This window comes from Janthinobacterium sp. GW821-FHT03C08 (assembly GCF_059420905.1).
Window position 1 is genome coordinate 94,777 of sequence record NZ_JBWKUP010000020.1, and the last position, 25,741, is coordinate 120,517.

Genomic DNA, 25,741 nt, shown 5'->3' on the forward strand with positions numbered 1-25,741 from the left:
TTTTCATGTTCCGTTGCTGACCGATATCGCGAGGCGGCGCGCGGCACGCACGGGGGCGGGCGGCAGGCACTGATTCGCGGCTTCCAGCAGCATTGACAGGGAACAAGGTTCGGGACTGCAAAAGGTCATGAAAATGTCATAATTGGCGGCATGCCATCGGCGTGCCGCGCTAACCGAACAGCACGATGCCGCCCGGCAGCCGCGTCACGCGCGCGCCATACGCATCCTGGATCAGGGCGATCACGTCGTCGAGGCGGTCGAGCGAAAAGCTGGCCTGCACGCGCGTGTGTTTCAAGGCATCGCCATTGAGGATCAGCTTGCCGGGACGGTAGCGGTTCACTTCCTCCACCACCTCGGCGAGGGTGCTTTGCTTGAAGACCAGCAGGCGCTGGCGCCACGCGCTGACGTCGCTTTTTGCCACGGCGCGGGCGATGCCGAAATGCGCGGGCCGATAGCGCAGTTGCTGGCCAGCCGCCAGTTCCGCATCGTTGCCGGCCTGCGCCACGCGCAGGCGTCCCGCCAGGCACGTCACGCACACTTCCTGGCCGAACAGGCGGATATTGAAGCGCGCGCTGGCAGCCGAGACGCTGCCGTCGCCCGCCTGCACGCGCACCCGCGCCGGGCCGCGCAAGCCGGCCTGGAATTCCGCCTCGCCGGCCAGCAGCACCAGCGACGCGGCGCCGTCCTGCACGGGCGCCGCGTCCAGGCGCGTCTGCGTATTCATCTGCACCAGCACGCCGCCATCGAGCGCCACTTCGCGCTGCTCTCCCGTGCCCGTGGCATAGTCGGCGGCAAGACCGGCCACGGCCGGCCACAGGTCAGTGGGCGGGCGCAGCACCAGCAAGCCCAGCGAGGCGGCCACGGCGCCACCCAGCCAGGCGCGCCGCGCCATGTTCACGGGCGCCTGCGCCCGCTTGACGGCATGCGCGGCCGGTGCCATCGCACTCCACACGGCGCGCGCCTCGGCAAACGCCGTCGCATGCCTGCGGCTGCGCGCGCACCAGTGGCGAAATACTTGCGCATCGCGTTCGCTGACCTGGCCCGAGGCCAGGCGCACGACCCACGCCTGCGCTTCCTTCTGGATGACACCCATGTCGTCTTCCGCTTGTTCAATCATGATGGTTAGACGTTTTTCCCGCCCCGGGACCGAAGCGCTGGATGAAATCGCGTCCCATGCGTTCGCAGCAATGTTCCAGGCCGGCGCGCAATTCCTTCTCCACCGTGCGGGCGGAAATGCCAAAGCGCTCGGCGATGTCGCGGTGCGGCAGCTGGTCGACGCGGGCAGCGATGACGATGGCGCGCCGGCGTTTCGGCAACTCCTGCAAGGCCCGCTCCAGTTCTTCGAGTTCGGCGCGCGCGCTGAAGGTGCGGGCCGGGTCGGCCAGCTCGTCGGCCATCTCGTACAGCTCGTCGATGTCTGGCAGGCTGAGCAGGCGCGCATTGTCGCGGCGTTGATCTTCCGCAATGTTGATGGCGATACGCATCAGATACGCGGACGGGTAGCTGATCGCCTCGGGCGCGTTCATCTTTTCCACTCTTAAATATGTTTCATGCAGCGCGTCATTGGCCAGGTCTTCCGAGCCCAGGCGGCGCTGCAGGTGGCGGCGAAACTGGCCGTAGCGCTCCAGGAACAGCTTGCGCAGGGTGGCTTTCAGCAGATCCGACATCGTCAGGACGCTCCGGCCGGCAGGTAGGGCGCGCAATCGGCAGCCGGGTCCGGCCGCGGCGTCAGTAAAATCGTCAGCGGCTGCGGCAAGCCCGCCGGCGGCGCGCCATCCATCAGCAGGCTGCGCAGGCGCTGCAGCACGGCGCGGTCGCGCTGCGCCACCCCGCTCCCTTCCAGCACGTGCACGTCGCGCACCTTGCCCCGTTCATCGAGCCACAGCTGGAAGGCCAGGCGGTAGCGGCCGAAGGCGTCCGGATGCAAACGGCACAGGGCGCGCGTGAGCGAGCGCTGCAGCACGGCCGCATACGCCGGCAGCCCCGGTGCGGCGGGAAGGGGCGCGGGCGCGGCCGGTGCCGCCGCAAGATCGTCGGCCAGCGCCAGCAGGGTAAACGCGTTGCGGCCGCTGAAACGCACGCCCAGCTGCGTGCCCGCCAGCAGGCGCTGCAGCGCTTCGGCCGGGGTGTAGTCGCCGCGCACGGGTGCGGCCATGCGCCCCGCCGCCAGCTCGCTGCTGACCAGCACGGAATAGCCGGTCGCTTCGCCAAACGCCACCAGGGCCGCGTCCAGCGGCTGGGCGGGCAAGTCGAAATACCGGCTCGCCGCCGGCGCGGCATCCATGCCGGACGCGGCCGGACACACGAAGGCCATCCATGTCATCAGCAGGCAGGCGGACAGGGCCAGGGCATTGCCCGTTGCGGTGCGGCGGTGGGGTCGAGCCATTTTCCAGGGAAATCAACGAGAACCTGCATATGAAGTGTCTTAACTGCAATGTTGCCGGCAGAATGGCAAGATCATAGCTTCACAAAATGACAACTGCATGACATGCGGCCCAGGCCCGGACGGCTTCCTGTCATCACGGCGACACATGGCCTTGCTATGCTGACGGCTTTTCCAACCGCTACGGGAGCCAGCATGGCGCGCCAGTTCCTGACCGTCCTGCTGGCCTGTGCCTCCCTGTGCGCGCAGGCGGCCGACAAGGTCGTCGTCGTCACGCCGGAGAAAACGGACGGCCATTGCATGTCCACCGATGGCGCAGGCCGGCGCGTGCAATCGATGTCTTGCCTGAATGAAAAATTGCTGCCGGCGCACGATGCCGCCGCCCGGCAGCCGCCCGCCCTGTCGACGGCGGAAACAAATCTGCAGCGGCCGTCGAACCAGCTGGGCCTGTACAACCGCGCCGCGCTGGAACACCGCATGGGCAATGCGTTTGGCAAATCCGTCACGCCGCAGCGCCCGCCGCCGGCGCCGCCCGCCAGCCCGCTGCTGCCGCCCCGCTGACGCTGTTGTCAACGCACAGTCCATTTGCGCTGTCAAGATTGCGCAATCGCGCCGATTGCGTATCATTCCAGGCTTGATCGCTCTGGAAACAACCATGCTGCCCACTATCGAACAACGCCTTGCCCTTGAACTTGCCGCCAAACCGGTGCAGGTTGCCGCCGCCATCGAACTGCTCGACGAAGGCGCCACCGTGCCCTTCATCGCCCGTTACCGCAAGGAAGCGACCGGCGGCCTCGACGATATCCAGCTGCGCCTGCTCGAAGAGCGTTTGCGCTACCTGCGCGAACTGGAAGAGCGGCGCGCCGCCATCGTCGCCTCGATCACGGAACAGAACAAGATGACGCCCGAACTGCTGGACGCCGTCATGCACGCGGAAGACAAGACGCGCCTGGAAGACTTGTACCTGCCGTACAAACAGAAGCGCCGCACGAAGGCGCAGATCGCCATCGAAGCGGGCCTGATGCCGCTGGCCGACGGCTTGCTGGAGAACCCGGAACTGACGCCGGAAATGGAAGCGGGCAAGTTCCTGCGCGACGCGTTTACGAGTGCCGACGGGAATAATCCTGGCGTGGCGGACACCAAGGCGGCCCTCGACGGCGCGCGCCAGATTTTGATGGAGCGCTTCGCCGAAGACGCGACCCTGCTGCAGACCTTGCGCGAATACGTGCAGGAACACGGCATCGTCGAATCGAAAGTGGTGGAAGGCAAGCAGGACGAAGGCGAAAAATTCGCCGATTATTTCGATTACTCGGAAACCATTTCCACCGTGCCATCGCACCGCGCGCTGGCCCTGCTGCGCGGCCGCCGCGAAGGCATCCTCGACGTCACCCTGCGCCTGGACACGGAAGCGGAAAAACCGAAATGGGATGCGCCGCACAACCCGTGCGAAGGCCGCATCGCCGCCCGCTTCGGCATCAAGCAACAAGGCCGCCCGGCCGACAAATGGCTGGCGGACACGGCGCGCTGGACCTGGCGCGTGAAAAGCTTCATGCACCTGGAAACTGAACTGATGGGCGCGCTGCGCGAACGCTCGGAACTGGACGCGATCAACGTCTTCGCCACCAATCTGAAAGCGCTGCTGCTGGCCGCGCCGGCCGGCCAGCGTGCCACCATGGGCCTGGATCCCGGCCTGCGCACGGGCGTCAAGGTCGCCGTGGTCGATGCCACGGGCAAAGTGGTCGATACGGCCGTGATCTACCCGCACCAGCCGAAGAACGACTGGGACGGCTCGCTGCATACACTGGGCCGTCTTGCCGCCAAGCACAATGTGTCGCTGATTTCGATTGGCAACGGCACCGCCTCGCGCGAGACCGATAAACTGGCGCAGGACTTGATCAAGCAGCATCCGGAAGCGAAGATGACGAAGATCGTCGTCTCGGAAGCGGGCGCGTCGGTGTATTCGGCGTCCGAGTTCGCCTCGAAGGAATTGCCGGACATGGACGTATCCCTGCGCGGCGCCGTCTCCATCGCCCGCCGCCTGCAAGACCCGCTGGCCGAACTGGTCAAGATCGACCCGAAATCCATCGGCGTGGGCCAGTACCAGCATGACGTGAGTCAAAGCCAGCTGGCACGCTCGCTCGATGCCGTGGTGGAAGATTGCGTGAATGCCGTGGGCGTGGACGTCAACACGGCGTCGGCGCCCCTGCTGGCACGCGTGTCGGGCCTGTCGGCCAGCGTGGCGCAAAGCATCGTCACCTACCGCGACATGAAGGGTGCATTCACGTCGCGCGCGGCCTTGAAGGCCGTGCCGCGCCTGGGCGACAAGACTTACGAACAGGCGGCGGGCTTCCTGCGCGTGATGGGTGGAGAGAACCCGCTGGACGCCTCGGCCGTCCACCCGGAATCGTACCCGCTGGTGGAAAAGATTTTGGCCGACATCAAGAAGGATATCAAGGCCGTCATCGGCGAAACGGCGCTGCTGAAAACCCTCAGCCCGGCAAAATATGCGGATGACACCTTCGGCGTGCCGACCATTTCCGACATCTTGAAGGAGCTGGAAAAGCCGGGCCGCGACCCGCGTCCTGAATTCACGACGGCCACCTTCAAGGAAGGCGTGGAAGAAATCCGCGACTTGCGCCCGGACATGATTCTCGAGGGCGTGGTCACCAACGTGGCCGCCTTTGGCGCCTTCGTCGACATCGGCGTGCACCAGGATGGCCTCGTGCACATCTCGGCCCTGTCGAACACCTTCGTCAAGGATCCGCACACGGTGGTGAAAGCCGGGCAAGTGGTGCGCGTGAAAGTGCTGGAAGTCGATGAAAAGCGCAAGCGCATCGCGCTGACCATGCGCCTGACAGACAGCGCGCCGCAGGCGGGCAGCAAGCCCGAGCAGCGTGGCGACCGCAACGACCGCCGCAGCATGGCGCAGCACCAGTCGCAGTCGCGCAATGCGCCCGAGCCGGCCGGCAGCATGGCCGCCGCGTTCGCCAAGCTGCGCGGCTAAGTCCATGGCTGCCGGGCAGGACATCACCATCCTGGCGGCGGACGCCGCCGGCCCGGATGCGCAGTTGCTGCTCGATGCATTATCGGCAGCCTTGTTGCGCATCAATGGCGACAGCGGCCGTTCCTCGTTCGACGTGGAGGCGGCCACGCCGCGCGGCGGTTTTTATATTGCCCGCGACGGTGCCGGTGAACTGCTGGGCTGTGCCGCCCTGCGCCCGCTGGACGGCGTGGCGGACAGTCCCGTGGGCGAACTCAAGCGCATGTATGCGCGCCCCGGTTCCGTCGGCGTGGGCGCGGCCCTGCTGGCCCATGTGGAAGCGCAGGCGCGCCTCTTCGGCTATGCGCGGCTGCACCTGTCCACCCGCGTGGCGAATGGCCGCGCCATGGCGTTTTATGCCAAACACGGCTATGCACCCGTCATTGCCTGGGGAAAATACGTGGGCGCGGCGCAATCGGCCTGCCTGGGCAAGCCCTTATAAACGGCAGCGTGGCTCACTTGCCCGATTTATGACCTGGGCGCATACCCGCGCCGTCGTTTTCTTATAAAATGACGGCATCTATTTATTTACCCATCAGAGGCAGCTATGAGCGACGTACAAACCTGGATCAAAGAAACCGTGACGAACACGCCCGTCGTGCTGTTCATGAAGGGCACGGCCCAGTTCCCGCAATGCGGCTTTTCCGGCCGCGCCATCCAGATCCTGAAAGCATGCGGCGTGGAAAACATCGCCACCGTCAACGTGCTGGATGACCCGGAAGTGCGTCAAGGTATCAAGGATTACTCGAACTGGCCCACCATTCCCCAGCTGTATGTCAAAGGCGAGTTCATCGGTGGTTCCGATATCATGAATGAAATGTTTGAATCGGGCGAACTGAAGTCCCTGCTGGATGCCTAATCAGCAGCAGCGGCCGCGCCGTATCGTCGTGGCCATCACGGGCGCCACGGGCGCCGTGTATGGCTTGCGGCTGCTGCAATTGCTCGGCGCCATCCCCGGCGTCGAGACGCATCTGGTCCTGTCCGATGCGGCCGTACTGACCCTGCACCAGGAAACGGGCGTGGGGCGCAAGGACATCGAAGCGCAGGCGCACGTGGTGCACAAGCTGCGCGACATCGGCGCGAGCATTGCCAGCGGCTCGTTCCAGTCCGACGGCATGGTCGTGGCGCCATGCTCGATGAAGACCCTGGCGGCCGTCGCGCACGGCTTGTCGGATAACTTGATCACGCGGGCCGCCGACGTGGTGCTCAAGGAGCGCCGCCGCCTGATTTTGATGGTGCGCGAAACGCCGTTCAACCTGGCGCACCTGCGCAACATGACGGCCGTGACGGAAATGGGCGGCATCATCTTCCCGCCCTTACCCAGCTTTTATCACCATCCCCACAGCATAGCGGAGATGGTCGACCATACGGTGGCGAGGGTCATCGACCTGCTCGGCATCGAGCACGCCCTGGCGCCGCGGTGGAATGGTCTTAAGTCCACTGGCGACACCCCTATCCTCTAGTTGGCGTCACGATTTAGTTAGCGTCACGATGCCTGACAAAAGCGTAGCGAGCGGAAGGAAGAGGTGGTCGAGAAGAGCAACCGTACTGTGGTACGGGGGCGCCGAGCCGGTGAGCATCGCAGACTACCTATGCCGACGCGCAGCAGCTTAGCTCAGGCATCCACCAATCAACGCTTCTCAAACTGAACGGCACTGGCCTGCTTCAAGTCCCTGGCTTCTTCCACCATCCTGCGGTGGGCGATCCGTTTGCGCATCACTTCCGCATGCTGCGCGGCAGTCATGGGGGGCACGGTCATCAAGTCCTTCAGCTGCGCGGTATTGCTGTAGTTACTTTTCATAAGACGGCTCAAATGCTCGGCTCCGTAGTGGATGAACTGGCTGTTTCTGCTGTGATTATGCGCTGGTATTGGCCGCTGCGCCGCTGCGTGCGGGATTATTGTCAAATAATTCCGCTGCAGCGCAACATGCGAGGTCTTATTGTGCGGCAAAATCATGTCTCCAGTATGACCTTGCGCAAATAAAAGATCAGAAGATGCGCCGCCAGCAAAACGCGGGCGGCGCCGGCCTGAAGAGGCCAGAATGACTACTTTTGGTAGTTGACGCGTACCAGCATGCGAATAAATTCACGCGCGATTTGACGATGATGTTCATCTAATCTTTGCAAATCGGCAATCAATTTCACATCGGCGGACTCAAAACGCGACAGAGCGCTGCCCGCTTCGCCATTCGGCGTGGCACTTTCCGGACCGCCAAAACGCAACCATTCCGCAGGCACGCCCAACCACTGGGCAATCATGCGCAATTTCTCTTGCGTGGGAATTGCTTCACCTACTAACCATTTCCTAGCAGCATGCACGGTAATCGGACGCCCGTCGAAACGGATATTGAATTCCCGCGCCAGTCTGGTCGGGCTGTCTGGAGAATAATGGGCGTTTTTGAGAGCCAACTGAAGTCGCTGGCTGAAGCTTTCGCGTTCGTTAGAAGAATTCATAGGTGTACTATTTCATGTTGTAACATGAAAGTCAGTTTCTTGAATGACCATACAGATTGTTACATTTGAAAAATGCATTAATTAACAATTAACACTCCGGCGGGGCTTTTCGGGTGAAAACCTGGGCCGAATTTTCTCTTGTTATCCTGCGTGGCTTCGGGTCAAATTCGCGGCTAGCCTTGATTTTCGCACTGCAGCACGATTCAAAGCCTCGGTTTGGCACTACAACGTACGGTATCGGATAATGCCCTCCTCCACCGATTAGCGCAATGCTCATGTCATACAATTTCTTATAGACAAAGTTTTCAGAAGGGCCATTTTGTTTTCAATATGGAAACAATCGTGCCGCCGTTCTCATAGTGCATCGTTGTTTTTTGATCGTGCCGAATGGCAAGAATTCGGCTCTCAAAATTTTACTGCCATCACAGCGAAAGAAATGTCGCCATTCCGCCAAGAAAGCTCTTTTTGGTGTCATCTTGGCCACCAACTCTCGATCTTAAGCGGGTTTGTGCCAGATGAATCAATTTATTTTCAGTAACTGTTGCCGATATCGCCAAATCCCGTCTTTTCGGCCCCATTTTTCTGTATTGCGGTACGGGCAAGGCACGCTACAATAGAGTTGACGTTGACGTAAACGGCACTTTGCCGCCCTGCCTGCCTTGCAGCGCCCGATTCTTTCTACCGACCACCCCATGCAACCATCACCGCCCGCATCCATGACGACCTATACCATTACCGAACTGGCGCGGGAGTTCGACATCACGGCGCGCGCCATCCGTTTCTATGAAGACCAGGGCTTGCTCAGCCCGAAACGCGAAGGCGCTGGCGGACGCAACCGCGTCTACACGCCGCGCGACCGCACCCGCCTGAAACTGACCCTGCGCGGCAAGCGCCTGGGCCTGGCGTTGTCGGAAATCAAGAGCCTCGTCGACATGTACGAATCGCCGAAGGACACGCGCGCGCAGATGGACCGCTTCCTCGGCGTGCTGGCGCAGCACCGCCAGACCCTGGAACAGCAGCGCATCGATATCGAAATGGCCCTGGCGGAAATCAGTTCGCACGAAGAAGCGTGCGCGCGCATGCTGGCGGATGTGAACATTGACAAGGCGCAAACAAACTAGCGATCCGCGCGGCGGCACCGGCCGCGCGCGCTTCACTTTACGTTTACGTAAACGTCACAACTGAGTATCATAGCTTCACTGACCCGGCACCCATGACCGCCACACTTATAACGACGAGGACGACATGCTCCATCTCCCAGGCTTGACCTTTGACCACGGCGACGACATCGCCTCCCTGCGCGAAGCGATCCAACAATTTGCCGCCGCCGAAATCGCGCCGCGCGCGGCCGAGATCGACCGCACCGACCAGTTCCCCATGGACCTGTGGCGCAAGATGGGCGACATGGGCTTGCTCGGCATCACCGTCAGCGAAGAATACGGTGGCGCCGGCATGGGCTACCTGGCGCACATCGTCGCCATGGAAGAAATTTCGCGCGCCTCGGCGTCCGTCGGCCTGTCCTACGGCGCCCACTCGAACCTGTGCGTCAACCAGATCAAGCGCAACGGCACGGCCGAGCAAAAGGCAAAATACCTGCCGAAACTGATCACGGGCGAACACATCGGTGCGCTGGCCATGTCGGAGCCGAACGCCGGTTCCGACGTCGTCAGCATGAAGCTGCGCGCCGACTTCAAGGGCGACCGCTGGGTCTTGAACGGCACCAAGATGTGGATAACCAACGGCCCCGACGCGGACGTGCTGGTGGTGTACGCGAAGAACGACCTGGAAGCGGGCCCGCGCGGCATGACGGCCTTCCTGATCGAAAAGAATTTCAAGGGTTTTTCCATCGCGCAAAAACTCGATAAGCTGGGCATGCGCGGCTCGCACACGGGCGAACTGGTGTTCCAGGATTGCGAAGTACCGGCCGAAAACGTGCTCGGCGGCCTGGGCAAGGGCGTCAACGTGCTGATGTCGGGCCTGGACTTCGAGCGTACCGTGCTGTCCGGCGGCCCGCTGGGCATCATGCAGGCCTGCATGGACCTCGTCGTGCCCTACGTGCATGACCGCAAGCAGTTCGGCCAGCCCATCGGCGAATTCCAGTTGATGCAGGGCAAACTGGCCGACATGTATTCGACCATGATGGCGTGCAAGGCGTATGTGTATGCCGTGGGCCAGGCCTGCGACCGTGCCACCACGCCGGAAGCCGTGCGCCAGCTGCGCAAGGACGCGGCCGGCGCCATTCTGTATAGTGCGGAAAAGGCGACGTGGATGGCCGGCGAGGCGATCCAGGCGCTGGGCGGCAACGGCTACATCAACGAGTATCCGGCCGGCCGCCTGTGGCGCGACGCCAAGCTGTACGAAATCGGCGCCGGGACCAGCGAAATCCGCCGCATGCTGATCGGCCGTGAATTGTTTGCCGAAACGAAATAAACACGGGCCGGGCGCGCGGATATCGACTGGGTGATGAGCTAGCTATGCGAGCAACCGTATGACGCAAATTGCCTTCCCTAAATTGCTGTCTTCCCAGATCGCATTCGATATCGCGCGCACCATCCGCGAAGGCTTCGACAAGCATTACCGGCTGTTCCGCGCCACCAGCCAGCAGGCCAGGCGCTACTTCGAGCAGGGCGCGTGGGCGGCGGCGCAGACGGCGGCCCGCGAGCGCATCGGCTTTTATGACCAGCGCGTGCAGGAATGCGTGCAGATGCTCGAAGATGAGTACGAAGAGTCGGAGTTGAGCGACGAAGTGTGGCGCGAACTCAAGCTGCACTACATCGGCATGCTGAGCGGCCACAAGCAGCCGGAACTGGCGGAAACTTTCTTCAATTCTGTCTGCTGCAACATCCTGCACCGCACGTATTTCCACAACGATTACATCTTCGTGCGCCCCGTCGTTTCCACGGAATACATCGAAACGGAAGAGCTCGTTCCCACCTACCGCGTGTATTACCCGGGTCAGGATGGCTTGCGGATCACCCTGCAGCGCATGGTGACGGACTTCCAGCTGGACTGCGGCTTTGCCGACCTGGCGCGCGACGTGGCCCAGGTCGAGACGCGGCTGCGGCAGCTGTTCGGCGGCGAGCCGCTGGAACCGAACCACCAGATCCAGGTCCTGACGAGTTTGTTCTACCGCAACAAGGGCGCCTACCTGGTGGGCAAGGGCATCAACGGCAACCGCGAATACCCGTTCGTCGTGCCCATCCTGCACAACCGCCAGGGCAGGCTGGTGCTCGACACGGTGCTGTTCGAGCACCAGCAGATCGCCATGCTGTTCTCGTTTACCCGCGCCTATTTCCTGGTCGACATGGAGGTGCCGTCGGCCTACGTCCAATTTCTCCGAAGTTTGCTGCCGCGCAAGCCCCGCAGTGAGATTTATACGATACTGGGCCTGCAAAAACAGGGCAAGACGCTGTTTTACCGCGACTACCTGCAGCATTTAAAACATTCCTCGGACCACTTTGAAATCGCCCCCGGCATCCGCGGCCTGGTGATGCTGGTGTTCGCCCTGCCGTCGTTTCCCTACGTCTTCAAGGTGATCAAGGATTTCTATCCGCCGCCGAAGGAAACCACGCGCGCGCAGATCAAGGAAAAGTACTTGCTCGTGAAATACCACGACCGCGTGGGCCGCATGGCCGACACGCTCGAGTATTCCAACGTGGCCTTTCCCCGCGCCCGCTTTGCCGAGGAACTGCTGGCCGAGCTCAAGCATTTCGCCCCGTCCCTGGTCGAAGAGGACAAGGAGCAGATCATCATCCGCCACCTGTACATCGAGCGGCGCATGGTGCCGCTGAACATGTGGCTGAGCAATGCCGACAAGGACGGCCGCGATGACCTCGTCGAACACGCCATCGTCGAGTACGGCAACGCCATCAAGGAACTGGTGGCGGCCAATATCTTCCCCGGCGACATGCTGTACAAGAACTTTGGCGTGACGCGTCATCAGCGTGTCGTTTTTTACGATTACGATGAAATCGAGTACATCACCGATTGCCAGTTCCGCGTCATCCCGCAAGCGCGCACGGAGGAGGAAGAAATGTCGGCCGAACCGTGGTATCCCATCGGCAAGCACGATGTGTTTCCCGAACAATTCGGCAGCTTCCTGCTGGGCAATCCCCGCATCCGCAAATACTTCATGCAGCACCATGCCGACCTGCTGACGGCCGCCTACTGGCAGGCGCGCAAGCAGCGCATCCTCGACGGCCATATCGAGGACGTCTTTCCCTACCCGCAGCACATCCGTTTTTGTAAGCAGACGCACTACCTTCCCCCGGCGCCACAAACGCCATTGATACCGGAGATCCACCATGAATGATCCAGTCGTAATCGTCGGTGCCGCGCGCACCCCCATGGGCGCCTTCCAGGGCGATTTTGCCAACGTCACCGCCAGCGACCTGGGCGCCGTCGCCATCCGCGCCGCCGTCGAGCGCGCCGGCATCGCGCCCGATGCCGTCGAGCACGTGTATTTCGGCAATTGCCTGATGGCCGGCCAGGGCCAGGCACCCGCCCGCCAGGCCTTGCGCAAGGCCGGCTTGCCGGACTCCACGGGCGCCGTGACCTTGTCGAAAATGTGCGGCTCGGCCATGCAGACGACCATGTTCGCGCACGACACCTTGCTCGCCGGCAGCGCCGACGTGGTGGTGGCGGGCGGCATGGAATCGATGACCAACGCCCCCTACCTGGTGCCGAAGGCGCGCGGCGGCTACCGCATCGGCCACGGCATGATCTATGACCACATGATGATGGATGGCCTGGAAGACGCCTACAGCCGCGATGAAAAGGGCAATGCCCGCTCGATGGGCACGTTTGCCGAAGAGTGCGCCAGCCAGTACGCCTTCACCCGCGAAGCGCAGGACGCGTTTGCCATCGAATCCGTGAAACGCGCGCAGGCCGCCACCAAGGATGGCAGTTTCGAATGGGAAATCGTGCCCGTGACCGTCTCCGGCCGCGGCGGCGACACCGTCGTCAGCATCGACGAAGGCCCGCAAAAGGCCCGCCTGGAAAAAATCCCGACCCTGAAGGCGGCATTCAAGAAAGACGGCACCATCACGGCCGCCTCGTCCTCGTCCATCAACGATGGCGCGGCAGCCCTCGTGCTGATGCGCGAATCGACGGCGAAAAAGCTGGGATGCACCATCCTCGCGAAAATCCACGGCCACGCCACCCACGCGCAGGCGCCGAACGAGTTCACCACCGCCCCCATCGGCGCCGTGAAAAAACTCTACGCCAAGACGGGCTGGAGCAGCAGCAATGTGGACTTGTTCGAGATCAATGAAGCGTTTGCCGCCGTGCCCATGGCCGCCATGCACGACCTCGACATTCCACACAGCAAGATCAACATCCATGGCGGCGCGTGCGCGCTGGGCCACCCGATCGGCGCCTCGGGCGCGCGCATCATCGTCACCCTGCTGGGTGCCCTGAAGAAAACCGGCGGCAAGCGCGGCGTGGCGGCCCTGTGCATCGGCGGCGGCGAAGCGACGGCGATGGCGATCGAACTGGTATAAGCTCTCCCTGAGCACGGGCGCGCACCGCAATGCAGTGCACGGGTGCGCGCCTTTCATTTTATTTTCAGGGAGAACACATATGCCTACCGCATTGATCATCGGCGCCTCGCGCGGCATCGGCCACGAACTCGTCCGTCAATACCGCCACGCTGGCTGGCGCGTCGTCGCCACGGCCCGCACGCCGGACGCGTGCGAGGCCCTCAAGCAACTGGGCGCCGAGGCGCACCAGCTGGACGTGACGGACGTGGAAGGCTGTGCCGGCCTGGGCTGGAAGCTCGACGATGAAAAGCTCGACGTGGCCATCCTCAACGCAGGCGTGTACGGTCCCCGTCACGACGGTTTTCCCGCACAGGCCGATTTCGACCTCGTCATGCACACCAACGTGCTGGCGGCCATGCGGCTGCTGCCGATATTGGCGCCGCTGGTGGCCAATGCCAAGGGAAAACTGGCCGTGCTGTCCTCGCACATGGGCTCCCTGAGCGAGCGGGGCAACCCCAGCGGTTCGCTGTACCGCGCCAGCAAGGCGGCCCTGAATTCCGTGCTGATCGACACGTCCCTCATGCATGGCCCGCAAGGCGTCAGCTGCGTGGCCTTCCACCCGGGCTGGGTGCGCACGGACATGGGCGGTGCCGGCGCCGATATTTCCCCGGAAGAAAGCGCTGCCGGCATCCGCGCCACCCTGGCCAGCCTGCCGGCCACGGACAAGGCCGTGTTCCGCAACTACGATGGCAAGCCCATCGGCTGGTAATTCCACCAGACATCATAAAAACAAACGAGACGACGTCCCATGATACTCAATGAAGAACAAACGATGATCCAGGAAGCGCTGCGCAGTTTTTCGCGTGAGCGCCTGGCGCCCAACGCGGCCCGCTGGGACAAGGAACATCATTTCCCGAAAGAAGAATTGCAGGAGCTGGCCGCGCTGGGCGCCTTTGGCGTGGCCGTGCCGGAAGCACTGGGTGGTGCCGGCCTCGACTACGTGTCCCTGGCCCTGGTGCTGGAAGAAATCGCCGCCGGCGATGGCGGCACGTCGACCATCATCTCCGTCAACAATTGCCCCGTGTGCAGCATCGCCATGATGTACGCCAACGATGCGCAAAAGGAACAGTGGCTGCGGCCGCTGGCGCAAGGGACCATGCTGGGCGCGTTTTGCCTGACGGAACCGCACACGGGCAGCGATGCCTCCGCCCTGCGCACGATGGCCACGCGCGACGGCAATGAATATGTTATCAACGGCACGAAGCAGTTCATTACCAGCGGCAAGTATGCGGACGTGGCCATCGTCATGGCCGTCACCGACAAGGCGGCCGGCAAGCGCGGCATCAGCGCCTTCTGGGTGCCGACGAACACGCCAGGCTACATCGTGGCGGGACTGGAACAGAAGATGGGCCAGCACTCGTCGGACACGGCGCAGATCCTGTTCGAGAATTGCCGCATCCCGGCAGAAAACCTGATCGGCGAAGAGGGACAAGGCTACAAGATCGCCCTGTCCGGCCTGGAAGGGGGACGCATCGGCATCGCCTCGCAAGCTGTGGGCATGGCGCGCGCCGCCTACGAGGCAGCGTTGACTTACGCGCGCGAACGGGAAAGTTTCGGCAAGCCCATCTATGAACACCAGGCCGTGCAATTCCGCCTGGCCGACATGGCGACGCAGATCGAAGCGGCGCGCCAACTCATACGCCACGCGGCGGCCATGAAGGATGCGGGCTTACCGTGTTTAAAAGAAGCGGCCATGGCCAAGCTGTTCGCGTCGGAAATGGCGGAAAAAGTGTGCTCGGACGCCATCCAGGTGCACGGCGGCTACGGTTATGTGTCCGACTTCCCTGTCGAACGCATCTACCGCGACGTGCGCGTGTGCCAGATTTACGAGGGGACCAGCGATATCCAGAAAATCCTGATCGCCAGGGCCTTGTAGACCCGACGCAGATGCTGGGGTCGTACCCTGCAGGGTACGACCCCGGGGTTACGCCCTTGGGTTTTCAATGGACGAAAAAAAAGCCTACTCAGGGTAGGCTTCGTTCCAATGTATTACCAATGCTTTAATCGTGTCATGGACGCCAGTGCTATCTGCAAAGTGCCTCCTGATTTTCGGACTCCCATGCTATCTGCATGGTGACTCCAAGGTGTAAATCGACCATCGTATCCGGAATTACAAAATCCATTTCTTCGCACTGTCACGCCATCGACATTACACCTGTCGGTCGCCGTGCTGAAACTGGATAGTGAGACTATTTGCAAGCAAATCTCAATCACTGAACGGAGTATAGCACAGCTTTTTGTGCAGTGCAATAATGAATTGAAGCCATACCTTAAATCAAGTCCTTAGCGCCAGCGGCTTGTCTTCTTCACCGCCGCGGGCCACTCTTTCATATTCGGAAATCACCTGCGCACCCAGCAGCAGCAAGGTGGCGCCGATTTCCAGGCTGAACATGACGACGATGGCCGTCGTCATCGAGCCATACACGACATTGACCTGCGACAAGGTCGAAAAATACCAGACCAGCACGTGGCGGGCGATTTCCCACAGCAGGGCCGCCGTTACGCCGCCGATCAGCGCATGCGTGAGCGACAGTCGCCCCACGGGCATGACCAGGTAAATCGAACTGAGCACGAGGATCTCTCCCGCCAACCCCAGCAAGTACAGCAGCACGCCGGACACGCCCTCCAGGCCCCAGTCGTGGCGCAGGAAGCGCACGCTTTCCTCGCCCATCACCTGCAGGCCGCCCGCCACCACGGTGATGAGCAGGATGCCCACGCCCAGGCAGAGGATGTAGCAGTAGGGCAAGACGGCGGAAATGAGGAAGTGGCGGCGGCGGATGGCCACGCGGTGCACAAAAATGACGCTCATGGCGTTTTCCAGCACGGTAAACGCCAGAGAGCTGAAAAACAGCATGGTCAGCAGCAGCAGCCAGCCGATCACGCCCCGGTTGTCGAGGAAATGCGCCACTTCCGCCACGATGGCCTTCGACTGGCCCGGCACCAGCCATTCCAGGTAATGGCCGATTGTCTGCAGCAATTCATCCTGCGCAATCACGTGCGACAGGGCTACCACCACCAGCATCAGCAGGGGTACGATGGACAGCAGCGAGTAATACGCGACGGCGCCGGCCAGCAGCAAGCCCTGGTTGGCGCGAAAGCCCTTCAGCACCTGCAGCGCGAAGGCCAGCGGGTGACTCAAAATGTAGGCGCTGGCGCGGCGGTTGATCATGAAATAGGCCATCCCGGGTACTGGCATGGCGCATGCCATGTCCAGCCCCTAGCATACTGATAATCCGCGTGCCGTGCCGTGCGCGAACGAACAGACTAGGAAACGGCCGCTTCCAGCAGGGTCAAGGTTTGCCGCTCCGCATCCAGGGTGGCCAATATGCCCATCGGTATCGTGAACTGGTGGCGGATGTGGCCGAAGGAATAGCCGCTGACGGCCGGCACGGCCAGGGGCTGCAGGTGCTGGTCCAGCGTCTCGTTCAAGGTCAGCGAGGTGTCGCCCTCGGCCGCCTCGCAATGCTCGAAAATGCCCAGCATCACTGCCGCCGCGTGCTTGAAACCGATGGTCAGGTCGAGCTGGCACAGCATCCTGTCGATACGGTACGGCACTTCATTGATTTCTTCCAGGAACAAAATACGGTCGCGGAAATCGGCCGCGTATGGCGTGCCGGCCAGGGCGCTGACCATGCACAGGTTGCCGCCCGTCAAGCGTCCCGTGGCCTGGCCGCCGTGTACGGTGCGGATGGCGAAATTAGCGTCCGTCTGCGCGCGGCGGTGGTTATCCAGCGCCATCGGGATCGTGTAGCTTTCTTGCGGCGTCATCAGCACGTTTTGCAGCTGCGTCACCGTGTACTCGGAAAACGTCGACGAAGCGACGGGGCCGTGGAAGGTGACCAGGCCCGTCTGGCGGACGATGGCCAGGTGCAGGGCCGTGATGTCGGAATAGCCGATCAGCACTTTCGGATTGCGCTGGATCAAGGCATAGTCGAGCAGCGCCAGCAGCGAGATGCAGCCGGAGCCGCCGCGGATGGCCCAGATGGCCTTGACCTCGGGGTCGGCGAAGGCCCCGTGCAGATCGTCGAGGCGCTGCTGCACCGTGCCCGCATAGTTGCCGTGCACGGCGCGGATGTTGGCCCCCAGGCTGGCGCGCAGCCCCAGCGATTCGACATTGCGCACGGCCTTGGCGATGGCGTCGTCGTCCGTAAAACCGCCCGGTGCGATGATGGCGACGAAGTCGCCCTGGCGCAGGCGCGCCGGTTTGATCAAAGAATGTTGCTGTTGCATGCGTTTGCCCTTCCCTTGCGCGGCCGCTGCCCACGCCGGTGTGCCCGCCGCCCCCAGGGTAGCGGCCAGCAAGCCGCCGAAGCGGCGCCGGCTGAGATTGGTCTGACTGGACATGCGGCCCTTTCCTGGAATAAAAACGGCGGCGCCAGGCGCCGCCGCACGAGGTTAGCATGCCGACGGGATCACCGCCGGCATGGTTGCCTTACATGAACTTGTACTTCAGCTGGAACGACAGCGAGCGGCCACGCGGGTCGGCCACGCGCGGGTCCCAGCCGGCACCCACCACTTCATCCACGTTGTGCGCGGTGAACGGTGGATCGCGGTCGAACAGGTTCTGGATACCCACGGTGATGGTGGTATTTTTAAAGCCCGTGTAGGTACCCGACAGGTTATACGTCGTGTAGCTGGAGACGTCGGGATTGAAGCCCAGCGGCGGCGTACCCTTGCCACCGTTCGGCACCTGGTCCTTGTAGCCGGACGAAAAACTCTGGATCAGCAAGCCGCTCCAGTCGCCGCGCGACACGCCGAAGCTGGCATTGTGTTTCCAGCGCAGGTACAGGTCGCGCGTATAGAACTTGCCGACCAGTTCCTGGTATTCCTGGCCTTGATATTCCGCAAACTTGAAGCTGTCCATGTAAGTGCCGTCCAGGGTCGCCGTCCATTTCGCGTCCCGGATCTTGCCTTCGCCGCGCAAGCCCACGTCGAGGCCGCGCACGCGGCTGCCTGCCGCATTGATCCAGCCCGCCTGCACGTAGTCGATGGTGCCGTCCGGCTTGCGGATGATGTACTGGTTCAGCGCCTGGTAGTTGGCCAGCACGATTTGCGGCGTGCGGTTCAGGATGCGATCCTTGGTGTTGATGGCCCAGTAGTCGAACGAGGCCGAGTATCCCTTGAACGGTTCGATGACGATGCCCACGCTGCCCTGCTTCGACGTTTCCGGCTTCAGGTTCTTGTTGCCGCCCGTCTTGTAGTCGAGGCGGTCGATGGCGCAATACTCGGGCACGCCCGGATGCTGGGCACAGCCTTCCTGGTCGATCACGCCGTTCGGCAATTCCTGGCTCAGCGAACCGGAATACAGTTGCTGGAAGCTGGGCGCGAGGAAACCCTTGCTGGCCGAACCGCGGAACAGCAGGAAGTCGGCAGGCTGGTAGCGGAAGGCCACTTTCGGATTCGTCGTCGCGCCCACCAGGCTGTAATCGTCGCGGCGGATGGCCAGCTGCATTTCCAGGTCTTTCATGACCGGCACCAGCAATTCGGCATACACGGCCTTGACCGTGCGGCTGGCGTCGCTCAGTGCGGCATTGCCTGGCGCCAGCAGAATCTGCGTGGCATCGACGTCTTGCGCAAAGTTATAGCCTTCGCGGCGGAAATCAAAACCGGCCGCCATGGCCAGCGCGCCGGCCGGCAGCTGGAACAGCTCGCCGGAGACAGAGCCGTCGATCTGCGTCAGGGTCGTCTTGCCGTGCTGGAAGGCGCCGCGGAACTTGGTCGATTCGATCAATTGCTTGGCCGCTTCCGTCTGGCTCTGGCCGGCGCCCACCCATGGATTGATGATGCCCGTGGCCAGCGCCGCATACAGCTTGTCCGTGTAGGAATAGCCATCCGTCAGCTTGGTCTTGGTGCTGCTTTCCGCGCGCGAAATGCCGGCCTTGTAATCCCACTTGCCGAAATTGCCTTCGAAGCCCACCAGCACGCGCGCATTGTCGGTGGTATTTTCCTGCGTGCGGTTGCCCACGTCATTGGCGCGCCATTTGTAGGAAATCGGCTTGGTGTTGTCGAACGAGGGAATGTAGGCCGACAAGTCCTGGTAGTAGGCGCCGCCCACCGGATACACGGCCTTGTTGGCGATTGTCGCCTGCACCTGCATCGGCGTCAGGATGGCCGTGGCCTTGGTGCGCGAACCGAGCACTTCGACGAACATGCGGTGGTCGGGTGCCAGCTGCACGGTACCGCGCGACAGGAAATTGGCCCGTTCGACGGGGAATTGCAGCACGTAGTCGGCGCCATAGTCGTAGGCGCACGAATACTTGGTGCGCAGCGGCGAGGTCACGTCTTTCCACAGCTCCGTCTGGTACTGCGACATGCCGGGAATCGTGTCGCACTTGCCCTGGAAGCTCAGCGGATTGGCTTGCAGGTATTTATTCGGATCGCCCGGCAGCTGGAACGAGGCGCCCAGCGCCGTGCCTGCACCCGACAACTGATTGGCAAACGGCGTACCCGTGGTGTCGGGCGACAGGCCGCGGCCCGGCTGGAAACCGTTGACGAAGGAGCGGTCGCGGCCATTGAGCTGTTGCGCTTTATCAACCGTCAGGCTGGCCATGATGTTGTAACGGTCTTCTTCCAGCGAACCCGTGCCCGCCAGCAGGGAAGCGCGGCGCGTGGCGCCGCCGCCGGCCTGCGTGTCATTCGTGGAAACGGACGCTTCCACGCCGCTGTAATTGGTTTTCAGGATGAAATTGATCACGCCGCCGATGGCGTCCGTGCCGTAGATAGCCGAGGCGCCATCCTTGAGAATTTCCACGCGGGCAATCGCGCCCAGCGGAATCGAATTCAAATCGACCGACTTGCCGCTGGCGCCGTGCGTGGCGATGCGGCGACCGTTCAACAGCACCAGGGTGCTCGACGGTCCCAGGCCGCGCAGCGAAGCGAACGAGGCGCCGCCGCTGACACGGTCCGCATCGGCGCCAAAGACGTTATTGCCCGAAGTCATGTTATCGGCGCCCGTGCCATTGGCCGACAAGGTGCGCACCAGTTGTTCGGTCGTCGTAATACCCTGCTTTTCGATCTGGTCAAAGGTGATGACTTGCACCGGCAGCGCGCCTTCCTTGGCCACGCGCTTGATGCTGCTGCCCGTCACTTCGACCCGCTGCATCGCTGGCGCCGCCGCCTCTTGTGCCATCACCGGCCCCACCACCCCCATCAATGCCACCAACTGCGCTAGCTTCTTCAATTTCACAGGTCTTCTCCTTGTTGGGCAATCGAAACTTGAGTTATCAAGTCAGGCTGTTTTTTCACGTCGCAGCTGTCTGTCTCGCGGTACATTTTTTTATGACATTTGCGCATGACTTTATTTGTTTTCATTTTCAGAGTAGCGCGATGCATCCGCGGCCAGCCAATGAAAAATGCTTTCCTAACCATAACTTTTAGGAATGAATGCCCGTTTCAGCGGCGTGGTCACTTGCGTGCGGGGCTACCCTTGGCGGTATCGACGTCCAGGTAGCGCCAGGACGTGAATTCCACGGGGTGGCGCCTGTAGTTTTTTAGCCACGGTTGCTGCAGGTCAGCAGAGATGGGATGCGTCAGCAACACCCACGGCGTGTAAGCGTGGATCAGCTGAGACAGGTCGAAGTACAGACTGCGTCGGCGCGGCGTATCGGATAGCAGGCGCGCCTCCTCATAGCGTTTATTGTAATCGGGCAAGTTGAAGCGGGCATAGTTGGCGCGGCCAACGTTGCCACCATACAACAATTGCATAAAGTTATCGCCGTCGGGAAAGTCCGCGATCCAGTTGGTCTCGAACATCTGCACCTTGCCCAGGCGCGAGGCCTTGATGATTTCCGTCTTCTTGTCGCTTTTAAATTCCACGCGCAAGCCGATGGCGTTCAGGTTGCGCCGCCACAATTCATCGCGCAGGCGTCCCACCGTGCTCGGCTCCGTATGCATGGTCAGGATCAGGGGGGTGCCGTCCGGCTGCGTGCGGAAACCATCCGGACCCGCCTTGTAGCCGAAGCGGTCCAGCAGGGCGCGCGCCAGCGCCGGATCGTAGCCGACGGGGCTGCGGTAATCCTTGTCGTAACCGAGCACATTTGGCGGCAGCGGCGATTGCGCCGGCAGGGCCAGGCCTTTTTTCAGCAAGGCGATATCTTCGCGGCTGTTGTAGCTGAGGGCGATGGCGCGCCGCAGGGCCAGCTTGTCTTTCGTATAGCCGCCCAGCACGGGGTCGTCCATGTTCATCCACATGTAATACGTCTGCAGCACGGGAAAGCGCGTCAGCTGCAAGCCCTTGGCGGCCAGTTCCGGTTTCAAGCCGCCATTGACGAGCACCATGTCCGTCATCGATTCCGGCACCTGCTCCAGGTAATCGAATTCCCCTTTCAAAAAACCCAGCATGCGCGATTGATATTCCTCAACGATGCGCACCTCGATGCGTTCGACCAAGGGCAAGCGCTGGCCTTCCAGCGCGCTGGCGATGGCGCGCGCGTCGGCCGGCAAGGCGGCCAGGGCCTTGGCTTGCGTGTGGAACACGGTGGGGCGGAAAGTCGGGTTGGCTTGCAGCACGATCTTGTCGCTGCGCTTCCATTCCTTCACCAGGAACGGCCCCGTGCCCACGGGATGGTTGCCGATCTGCCCTGCCGCCGGGTACGCTTCAGCCACTTCGCGCGCCACCACGGCCGTGGCCGGCATGGCCAGATAAAACAGGAAGTTCGGGTCGACGCCGTTGAGGCGAATGCGCAAGGTGTATTTGTCCAGCGCCTGCAGGCCGGCGATCGGCGTGTCGTAGCTGAATTTGGCTTTCAGGGCCGCGTCGCCCACCAGCTTATCTTCCAGCAAGAACAGCCACGGCGACTTCAGGCTGGGGTCATAAAGCCGCGTCAGGCTGTACACATAATCCTGCGCCGTCACTTCGCGCGGCTTGCCCTTGAAGGCGGGATCCGGCGTGAAGAAGATGCCGGGCTGCAGGTGAAAGAGATACGTGCGCCCGCCATCTTCCACCGTCGGCAAGCCGCGCGCCGTATTGCCCTGCAGCTGCACCGGGCGCGCCAGGTAGTCATAGCGCAACAGCGGGTCGAAGATGTTTTCCATCAGGTTCAGGCTGGCCAGGTCCGACGCCACGGCCGGGTCCAGGCCCGTCTCGCTGGTGCTCAAAAACAAGTGCAGGGTCTTGTTCGCGCGGGCATCGGTGGCGGCATGCGCGGGCGCCATGAAAAGCGTCAACAGGGCCAGGCCGGCGGCGCAGGCGGATTTGCGTAAAAACATCATCAGTGGTCCAGTGCAGACAGGAGTAACAAATCAGGTAAAGAGCAGGCGTTGCCCAGACTACGCGGGCAAGCCATGGGGCGCCAATGAAAACAGGCTGCCAGCTTATAACTTTTTGGCATGCGATTGCTGCATTCTTTCATCAACTCGTATCGGGCTGCCCCTATACTTTGTTTGCAGACATTTTTCACTCCCGACACACAGAACTGATCGCATATGGCACTTAATTACATCTGGTCCGGCTTTTTCCTCGTTGGCTTCCTGGCCGCAGTGCTGCAGTGGCTGTTTCTCGGCGATACCGATATCTTCAAGCGCATCATCGATGGCACCTTCGAGACGGCGCGCATGGGCGTGATGGATATCGCCCTGCCGCTGGCGGGCGTGATGACCTTGTGGCTCGGCATCATGAACATCGGCGAAAAGGCGGGCATCGTCGGCTGGCTGGCCAAAGTGATCGCGCCCTTCTTTTCGCGCATCTTCCCGGAAATTCCCAAGGACCATCCGGCCACGGGCCACATGGTGATGAATTTCTCGGCCAACCTGCTGGGCCTGGACAATGCGGCCACGCCCTTCGGCCTGAAGGCCATGGAAAGCCTGCAAACCTTGAACCCGAACAAGGAAGAGGCGACGAATGCGCAGATCATGTTCCTCGTGCTGCACACCTCGGGCCTGACCCTGATTCCGCTGGCCATCATGGCGCAGCGCTCCATCCTCGGCGCGGCCGATCCGTCCGACATCTTTATCCCCTGCATGATCGCCACCTATGTGGCCACCATGGTCGGCATCATCACCGTGTCCATCAAGCAGCGCATCAACTTGCTCAACCGAGTCGTGCTGGGCTGGATGGGCGGCATGACGAGCGCCATCGTCGCCATGATCTGGTATTTCACGCAATACCTGACGAAGCAGGAAATCGAACTGGTCTCGAAAGTGGTCAGCAACCTGGTATTGATCAGCGTCATTGCCATCTTCATCATCGGCGCCCTGCGCAAGAAGGTGAACGTGTATGACGCCTTCATCGAGGGGGCGAAAGGCGGCATCCAGACATCGATCACCGTGATTCCCTACCTGGTCGGCATGCTGGTGGCCATCAGCGTGATCCGCAACGCGGGCGTGTTCAATTTCCTGATGAGCGGCATGAACTGGTTCTTCGCCAACCTGGGCATCAATACGGACTTCGTGCCCGCCCTGCCGACGGCCATGATGAAGCCGCTCAGCGGTTCCGGCTCGAAAGCCATGATGATCGACGCCATGAACACCTATGGCGTCGACTCCTTCGTCGGCCGCCTGGCCTGCGTCTTCCAGGGCTCGGCCGACACCACCTTCTATATCGTGGCCTTGTACTTCGGCTCCGTGGGCATCCGCAAGACGCGCTATGCCATCACGGCCGGCCTGATCGCCGATCTGGCTGGCGTGATCACGGCCGTCTTCGTCGCCTACGTCTTTTTCCATTAAGGAGCACCATGCTACGTCCTGTTCTGCTGGCTGCGCTGTTGGCAGGTCTTGGCCTGTCCAATGCGCAAGCGCAATTACCCGAATCCGTCAGCCTGCTGCTGCGCAGCGCGAATATTCCGGAAGACGCCATGGGCGCCATCGTCTTGCGCGGCAGCACCACCGTGCTGTCGCATGGGGCCGAGCGCAGCATGCAGCCGGCCTCCACCATGAAGCTGGTGACGACGGCCGTGGGCCTGGAGCAATTGGGGCCCATCTTCCGCGGCCGCACGGAACTGCGCACCAGCGCCGACGTCATCAATGGCGTGCTGAAGGGAGACCTGATCCTGCGCGGCGGCGCCGACACGGATTTCAATGCGGACGTGCTGGCGCACATGCTGCAAACCCTGCGCACGCAAGGCATCGTCAAGATCAAGGGCGACCTGATCCTCGACCGCCAGCTGTTCCAGCCGGCCCGGCCCGACATCGGTGCGCCGCCCTTCGACGAGTCGGCCGAGTTCCGCTACAACGTCATTCCCGATGCCTTATTGCTCAATACCAATCTGATCGATATCGACATGAGTGCGACGGAGCGGCAACTGACCTTGCAAATGCAGCCGCCGCTCGAGAACGTCACCATCACGAGCGACATGAAGCTCGTCAAGGGCAGCTGCGCCAAGTGGGAAGATGGCTGGCGCCCGCCCGAATACAGGCGCGATGCGGGAGGCAAGCTGCAGGTGATACTGCACGGCACCTTCCCTCAAAATTGCAGCAAGTCCACCAGCATCAATGTGCTCGACCGCAACGATTACGCGGACCGGCTGTTCCGCGCCACGTGGAAACGCCTGGGCGGCACCATCACGGGCACGGTGCGCGAAGCGCCGTTGACAGGCTTGCCGCCGACGGCCGAACCGGTCGGCACGCGCCTGCTGGCCGACCACGTGGCGCGCGCCTTGCCGGAAGTCTTGCGCGACATCAACAAGACGTCCGATAACACCCTGGCCCGCACTTTATTTCTGAGCCTGGGCAGCCTGCAAAGCGATGGCTGGCTGGGCAGCCGCCCTGTCGCCATGGCCGCGCCGGAAGACACAGCCACGCGCGCGCGGCAAGTCATCCGCGAATGGTTCCAGCGGCACAATATCAACGATCAGGGCATGCTGGTCGACAATGGTTCCGGCCTGTCGCGCACGGGGCGTATTGCGCCAGCGCAAATGGCCGGTGTCCTGCAAGCGATGCAGTACAGCCCGTGGGCACCCGAGTTCCAGTCCAGCCTGCCCATCGTGGCGCTGGACGGCACCATGCGCAAGCGCCTGCTGAACAGCCCGGCCGCCGCGCGTGCCCGCATCAAGACGGGCACGTTGAAGAATGTCGTGGCCATCGCCGGCTACGTGCCCGATGCCAACAACCAACTGTGCGTGGTGGTCGCCATGATCAATAGCGACCTGGTGGGTAACGGCAACGGCCGCGCCGCCGTCGATGCCTTGATCGAATGGGTGGCCAGGAGCGGCGCCACGCCGGTGGTTGCCGGTCAATAAAAGGGAAGCAAAGACAGAAAGGCAGCGCGCAGCGCTGCTTTTTTTACGCCGCTCTGCAGTGAAAGACAAACCAGCAGACGAAAAAAAACCCGCTCATTGCTGAGCGGGTTTTTCTCTTACTGCGAATAACAAGCCTGACGATAACCTACTT

Annotated in this window: 22 protein-coding genes; 13 read left to right on the forward strand and 9 right to left on the reverse strand. The window is 62.1% G+C overall.

Annotated elements, in window-relative coordinates:
* Window positions 1-169: 169 nt before the first annotated feature.
* From AC07VL_RS24330 to AC07VL_RS24340, 3 genes are read right to left on the reverse strand one after another with little or no spacing between them, the layout of a single operon-like run.
* The gene (locus tag AC07VL_RS24330; protein WP_494808115.1) at window positions 170-1,117 is read right to left on the reverse strand and encodes a FecR family protein; all 948 of its coding nucleotides are present in this window, start codon (window positions 1,115-1,117) and stop codon (window positions 170-172) included.
* Window positions 1,110-1,667 (reverse strand): RNA polymerase sigma factor, encoded by a 558-nt coding sequence (locus tag AC07VL_RS24335; protein ID WP_494808116.1) that lies wholly within the window; start codon window positions 1,665-1,667, stop codon window positions 1,110-1,112. Before AC07VL_RS24335 ends, AC07VL_RS24330 begins: the two co-directional genes overlap by 8 nt.
* 2 nt (window positions 1,668-1,669) lie before the next feature.
* Window positions 1,670-2,386, reverse strand: coding sequence for a secretin and TonB N-terminal domain-containing protein (locus AC07VL_RS24340; protein ID WP_494808117.1), 717 nt, complete (start codon window positions 2,384-2,386; stop codon window positions 1,670-1,672).
* Between the two features lie 192 nt (window positions 2,387-2,578).
* Between AC07VL_RS24340 and AC07VL_RS24345 the strand changes: the two genes are divergently transcribed.
* From AC07VL_RS24345 to AC07VL_RS24365, 5 genes are all read left to right on the forward strand, one after another.
* Window positions 2,579-2,944, forward strand: coding sequence for a hypothetical protein (locus AC07VL_RS24345; RefSeq protein ID WP_494808118.1), 366 nt, complete (start codon window positions 2,579-2,581; stop codon window positions 2,942-2,944).
* 94 nt (window positions 2,945-3,038) lie between these two features.
* Complete coding sequence (locus AC07VL_RS24350) at window positions 3,039-5,387, forward strand: Tex family protein (protein ID WP_494808119.1); 2,349 nt, start codon at window positions 3,039-3,041, stop codon at window positions 5,385-5,387.
* A 4-nt stretch (window positions 5,388-5,391) separates the two neighbouring features.
* On the forward strand, window positions 5,392-5,865 hold the full coding sequence (locus tag AC07VL_RS24355) for a GNAT family N-acetyltransferase (RefSeq protein WP_494808120.1): 474 nt from the start codon (window positions 5,392-5,394) through the stop codon (window positions 5,863-5,865).
* Between the two features lie 105 nt (window positions 5,866-5,970).
* Window positions 5,971-6,282, forward strand: a complete 312-nt coding sequence (gene grxD / locus AC07VL_RS24360; RefSeq protein ID WP_034753766.1) for a Grx4 family monothiol glutaredoxin — start codon at window positions 5,971-5,973, stop codon at window positions 6,280-6,282.
* Complete coding sequence (locus AC07VL_RS24365) at window positions 6,275-6,886, forward strand: UbiX family flavin prenyltransferase (protein WP_494808121.1); 612 nt, start codon at window positions 6,275-6,277, stop codon at window positions 6,884-6,886. Before grxD ends, AC07VL_RS24365 begins: the two co-directional genes overlap by 8 nt.
* Before the next feature lie 167 nt (window positions 6,887-7,053).
* Here AC07VL_RS24365 and AC07VL_RS24370 read toward each other — a convergent pair whose 3' ends face one another.
* A complete protein-coding gene (locus AC07VL_RS24370) occupies window positions 7,054-7,380 on the reverse strand; it encodes a hypothetical protein (RefSeq protein ID WP_494808134.1) in 327 nt (108 codons plus the stop codon).
* An 89-nt stretch (window positions 7,381-7,469) separates the two neighbouring features.
* Window positions 7,470-7,877: a hypothetical protein gene (locus AC07VL_RS24375; protein ID WP_034753756.1), complete on the reverse strand. Its 408-nt coding sequence runs from the start codon at window positions 7,875-7,877 to the stop codon at window positions 7,470-7,472.
* Between the two features lie 716 nt (window positions 7,878-8,593).
* On the opposite strand from AC07VL_RS24375, the gene AC07VL_RS24380 reads away from it, so the two are divergent.
* From AC07VL_RS24380 to AC07VL_RS24405, 6 genes are all read left to right on the forward strand, one after another.
* The gene (locus AC07VL_RS24380; protein WP_494808122.1) at window positions 8,594-8,998 is read left to right on the forward strand and encodes a MerR family transcriptional regulator; all 405 of its coding nucleotides are present in this window, start codon (window positions 8,594-8,596) and stop codon (window positions 8,996-8,998) included.
* A gap of 124 nt (window positions 8,999-9,122) precedes the next feature.
* The gene (locus AC07VL_RS24385; RefSeq protein WP_475416723.1) at window positions 9,123-10,307 is read left to right on the forward strand and encodes an isovaleryl-CoA dehydrogenase; all 1,185 of its coding nucleotides are present in this window, start codon (window positions 9,123-9,125) and stop codon (window positions 10,305-10,307) included.
* Window positions 10,308-10,365: 58 nt separating this feature from the next.
* Complete coding sequence (gene aceK, locus AC07VL_RS24390) at window positions 10,366-12,189, forward strand: bifunctional isocitrate dehydrogenase kinase/phosphatase (protein WP_494808123.1); 1,824 nt, start codon at window positions 10,366-10,368, stop codon at window positions 12,187-12,189.
* On the forward strand, window positions 12,182-13,378 hold the full coding sequence (locus AC07VL_RS24395) for an acetyl-CoA C-acyltransferase (protein WP_494808124.1): 1,197 nt from the start codon (window positions 12,182-12,184) through the stop codon (window positions 13,376-13,378). The genes aceK and AC07VL_RS24395 overlap by 8 nt, the downstream gene beginning before the upstream one ends.
* A gap of 79 nt (window positions 13,379-13,457) precedes the next feature.
* On the forward strand, window positions 13,458-14,126 hold the full coding sequence (locus AC07VL_RS24400; RefSeq protein WP_494808125.1) for an SDR family oxidoreductase: 669 nt from the start codon (window positions 13,458-13,460) through the stop codon (window positions 14,124-14,126).
* Window positions 14,127-14,165: 39 nt separating this feature from the next.
* Window positions 14,166-15,293, forward strand: coding sequence for an acyl-CoA dehydrogenase family protein (locus AC07VL_RS24405; RefSeq protein ID WP_494808126.1), 1,128 nt, complete (start codon window positions 14,166-14,168; stop codon window positions 15,291-15,293).
* Between the two features lie 399 nt (window positions 15,294-15,692).
* Here AC07VL_RS24405 and AC07VL_RS24410 read toward each other — a convergent pair whose 3' ends face one another.
* The 4 genes from AC07VL_RS24410 to AC07VL_RS24425 all read right to left on the reverse strand — a co-directional run bounded on the left by AC07VL_RS24410 (window position 15,693) and on the right by AC07VL_RS24425 (window position 22,624).
* A complete protein-coding gene (locus tag AC07VL_RS24410) occupies window positions 15,693-16,613 on the reverse strand; it encodes a YihY/virulence factor BrkB family protein (protein WP_494808127.1) in 921 nt (306 codons plus the stop codon).
* Window positions 16,614-16,681: 68 nt separating this feature from the next.
* Window positions 16,682-17,761: a S66 peptidase family protein gene (locus AC07VL_RS24415; RefSeq protein WP_494808128.1), complete on the reverse strand. Its 1,080-nt coding sequence runs from the start codon at window positions 17,759-17,761 to the stop codon at window positions 16,682-16,684.
* Between the two features lie 88 nt (window positions 17,762-17,849).
* Window positions 17,850-20,603, reverse strand: a complete 2,754-nt coding sequence (locus AC07VL_RS24420) for a TonB-dependent receptor (protein ID WP_494808129.1) — start codon at window positions 20,601-20,603, stop codon at window positions 17,850-17,852.
* Between the two features lie 218 nt (window positions 20,604-20,821).
* Window positions 20,822-22,624: an ABC transporter substrate-binding protein gene (locus AC07VL_RS24425; RefSeq protein WP_494808133.1), complete on the reverse strand. Its 1,803-nt coding sequence runs from the start codon at window positions 22,622-22,624 to the stop codon at window positions 20,822-20,824.
* A gap of 216 nt (window positions 22,625-22,840) precedes the next feature.
* Here AC07VL_RS24425 and AC07VL_RS24430 point away from each other — a divergent pair, with 216 nt between their 5' ends.
* Together AC07VL_RS24430 and dacB are read left to right on the forward strand one after the other, a co-directional pair.
* Window positions 22,841-24,079 (forward strand): nucleoside recognition domain-containing protein, encoded by a 1,239-nt coding sequence (locus tag AC07VL_RS24430; RefSeq protein WP_034753725.1) that lies wholly within the window; start codon window positions 22,841-22,843, stop codon window positions 24,077-24,079.
* 8 nt (window positions 24,080-24,087) lie between these two features.
* Complete coding sequence (gene dacB / locus AC07VL_RS24435) at window positions 24,088-25,590, forward strand: D-alanyl-D-alanine carboxypeptidase/D-alanyl-D-alanine endopeptidase (RefSeq protein ID WP_494808130.1); 1,503 nt, start codon at window positions 24,088-24,090, stop codon at window positions 25,588-25,590.
* Window positions 25,591-25,741 lie beyond the last annotated feature (151 nt).

What these genes read in the sequence shown, in the direction of transcription:
- AC07VL_RS24380 (WP_494808122.1), top strand. Translation starts at nt 8,594, where the DNA reads ATGACGACCTATACCATTACCGAACTGGCGCGGGAGTTCGACATCACG.
- aceK (WP_494808123.1), top strand. Translation starts at nt 10,366, where the DNA reads ATGACGCAAATTGCCTTCCCTAAATTGCTGTCTTCCCAGATCGCATTC.
- AC07VL_RS24375 (WP_034753756.1), bottom strand. Translation starts at nt 7,877, where the DNA reads ATGAATTCTTCTAACGAACGCGAAAGCTTCAGCCAGCGACTTCAGTTG.
- AC07VL_RS24345 (WP_494808118.1), top strand. Translation starts at nt 2,579, where the DNA reads ATGGCGCGCCAGTTCCTGACCGTCCTGCTGGCCTGTGCCTCCCTGTGC.
- grxD (WP_034753766.1), top strand. Translation starts at nt 5,971, where the DNA reads ATGAGCGACGTACAAACCTGGATCAAAGAAACCGTGACGAACACGCCC.
- AC07VL_RS24385 (WP_475416723.1), top strand. Translation starts at nt 9,123, where the DNA reads ATGCTCCATCTCCCAGGCTTGACCTTTGACCACGGCGACGACATCGCC.
- AC07VL_RS24340 (WP_494808117.1), bottom strand. Translation starts at nt 2,386, where the DNA reads ATGGCTCGACCCCACCGCCGCACCGCAACGGGCAATGCCCTGGCCCTG.
- AC07VL_RS24425 (WP_494808133.1), bottom strand. Translation starts at nt 22,624, where the DNA reads ATGTTTTTACGCAAATCCGCCTGCGCCGCCGGCCTGGCCCTGTTGACG.
- AC07VL_RS24355 (WP_494808120.1), top strand. Translation starts at nt 5,392, where the DNA reads ATGGCTGCCGGGCAGGACATCACCATCCTGGCGGCGGACGCCGCCGGC.
- AC07VL_RS24415 (WP_494808128.1), bottom strand. Translation starts at nt 17,761, where the DNA reads ATGTCCAGTCAGACCAATCTCAGCCGGCGCCGCTTCGGCGGCTTGCTG.
- AC07VL_RS24350 (WP_494808119.1), top strand. Translation starts at nt 3,039, where the DNA reads ATGCTGCCCACTATCGAACAACGCCTTGCCCTTGAACTTGCCGCCAAA.
- AC07VL_RS24405 (WP_494808126.1), top strand. Translation starts at nt 14,166, where the DNA reads ATGATACTCAATGAAGAACAAACGATGATCCAGGAAGCGCTGCGCAGT.
- AC07VL_RS24370 (WP_494808134.1), bottom strand. Translation starts at nt 7,380, where the DNA reads ATGATTTTGCCGCACAATAAGACCTCGCATGTTGCGCTGCAGCGGAAT.
- AC07VL_RS24330 (WP_494808115.1), bottom strand. Translation starts at nt 1,117, where the DNA reads ATGATTGAACAAGCGGAAGACGACATGGGTGTCATCCAGAAGGAAGCG.
- AC07VL_RS24365 (WP_494808121.1), top strand. Translation starts at nt 6,275, where the DNA reads ATGCCTAATCAGCAGCAGCGGCCGCGCCGTATCGTCGTGGCCATCACG.
- AC07VL_RS24400 (WP_494808125.1), top strand. Translation starts at nt 13,458, where the DNA reads ATGCCTACCGCATTGATCATCGGCGCCTCGCGCGGCATCGGCCACGAA.
- AC07VL_RS24410 (WP_494808127.1), bottom strand. Translation starts at nt 16,613, where the DNA reads ATGCCAGTACCCGGGATGGCCTATTTCATGATCAACCGCCGCGCCAGC.
- AC07VL_RS24430 (WP_034753725.1), top strand. Translation starts at nt 22,841, where the DNA reads ATGGCACTTAATTACATCTGGTCCGGCTTTTTCCTCGTTGGCTTCCTG.
- dacB (WP_494808130.1), top strand. Translation starts at nt 24,088, where the DNA reads ATGCTACGTCCTGTTCTGCTGGCTGCGCTGTTGGCAGGTCTTGGCCTG.
- AC07VL_RS24395 (WP_494808124.1), top strand. Translation starts at nt 12,182, where the DNA reads ATGAATGATCCAGTCGTAATCGTCGGTGCCGCGCGCACCCCCATGGGC.
- AC07VL_RS24335 (WP_494808116.1), bottom strand. Translation starts at nt 1,667, where the DNA reads ATGTCGGATCTGCTGAAAGCCACCCTGCGCAAGCTGTTCCTGGAGCGC.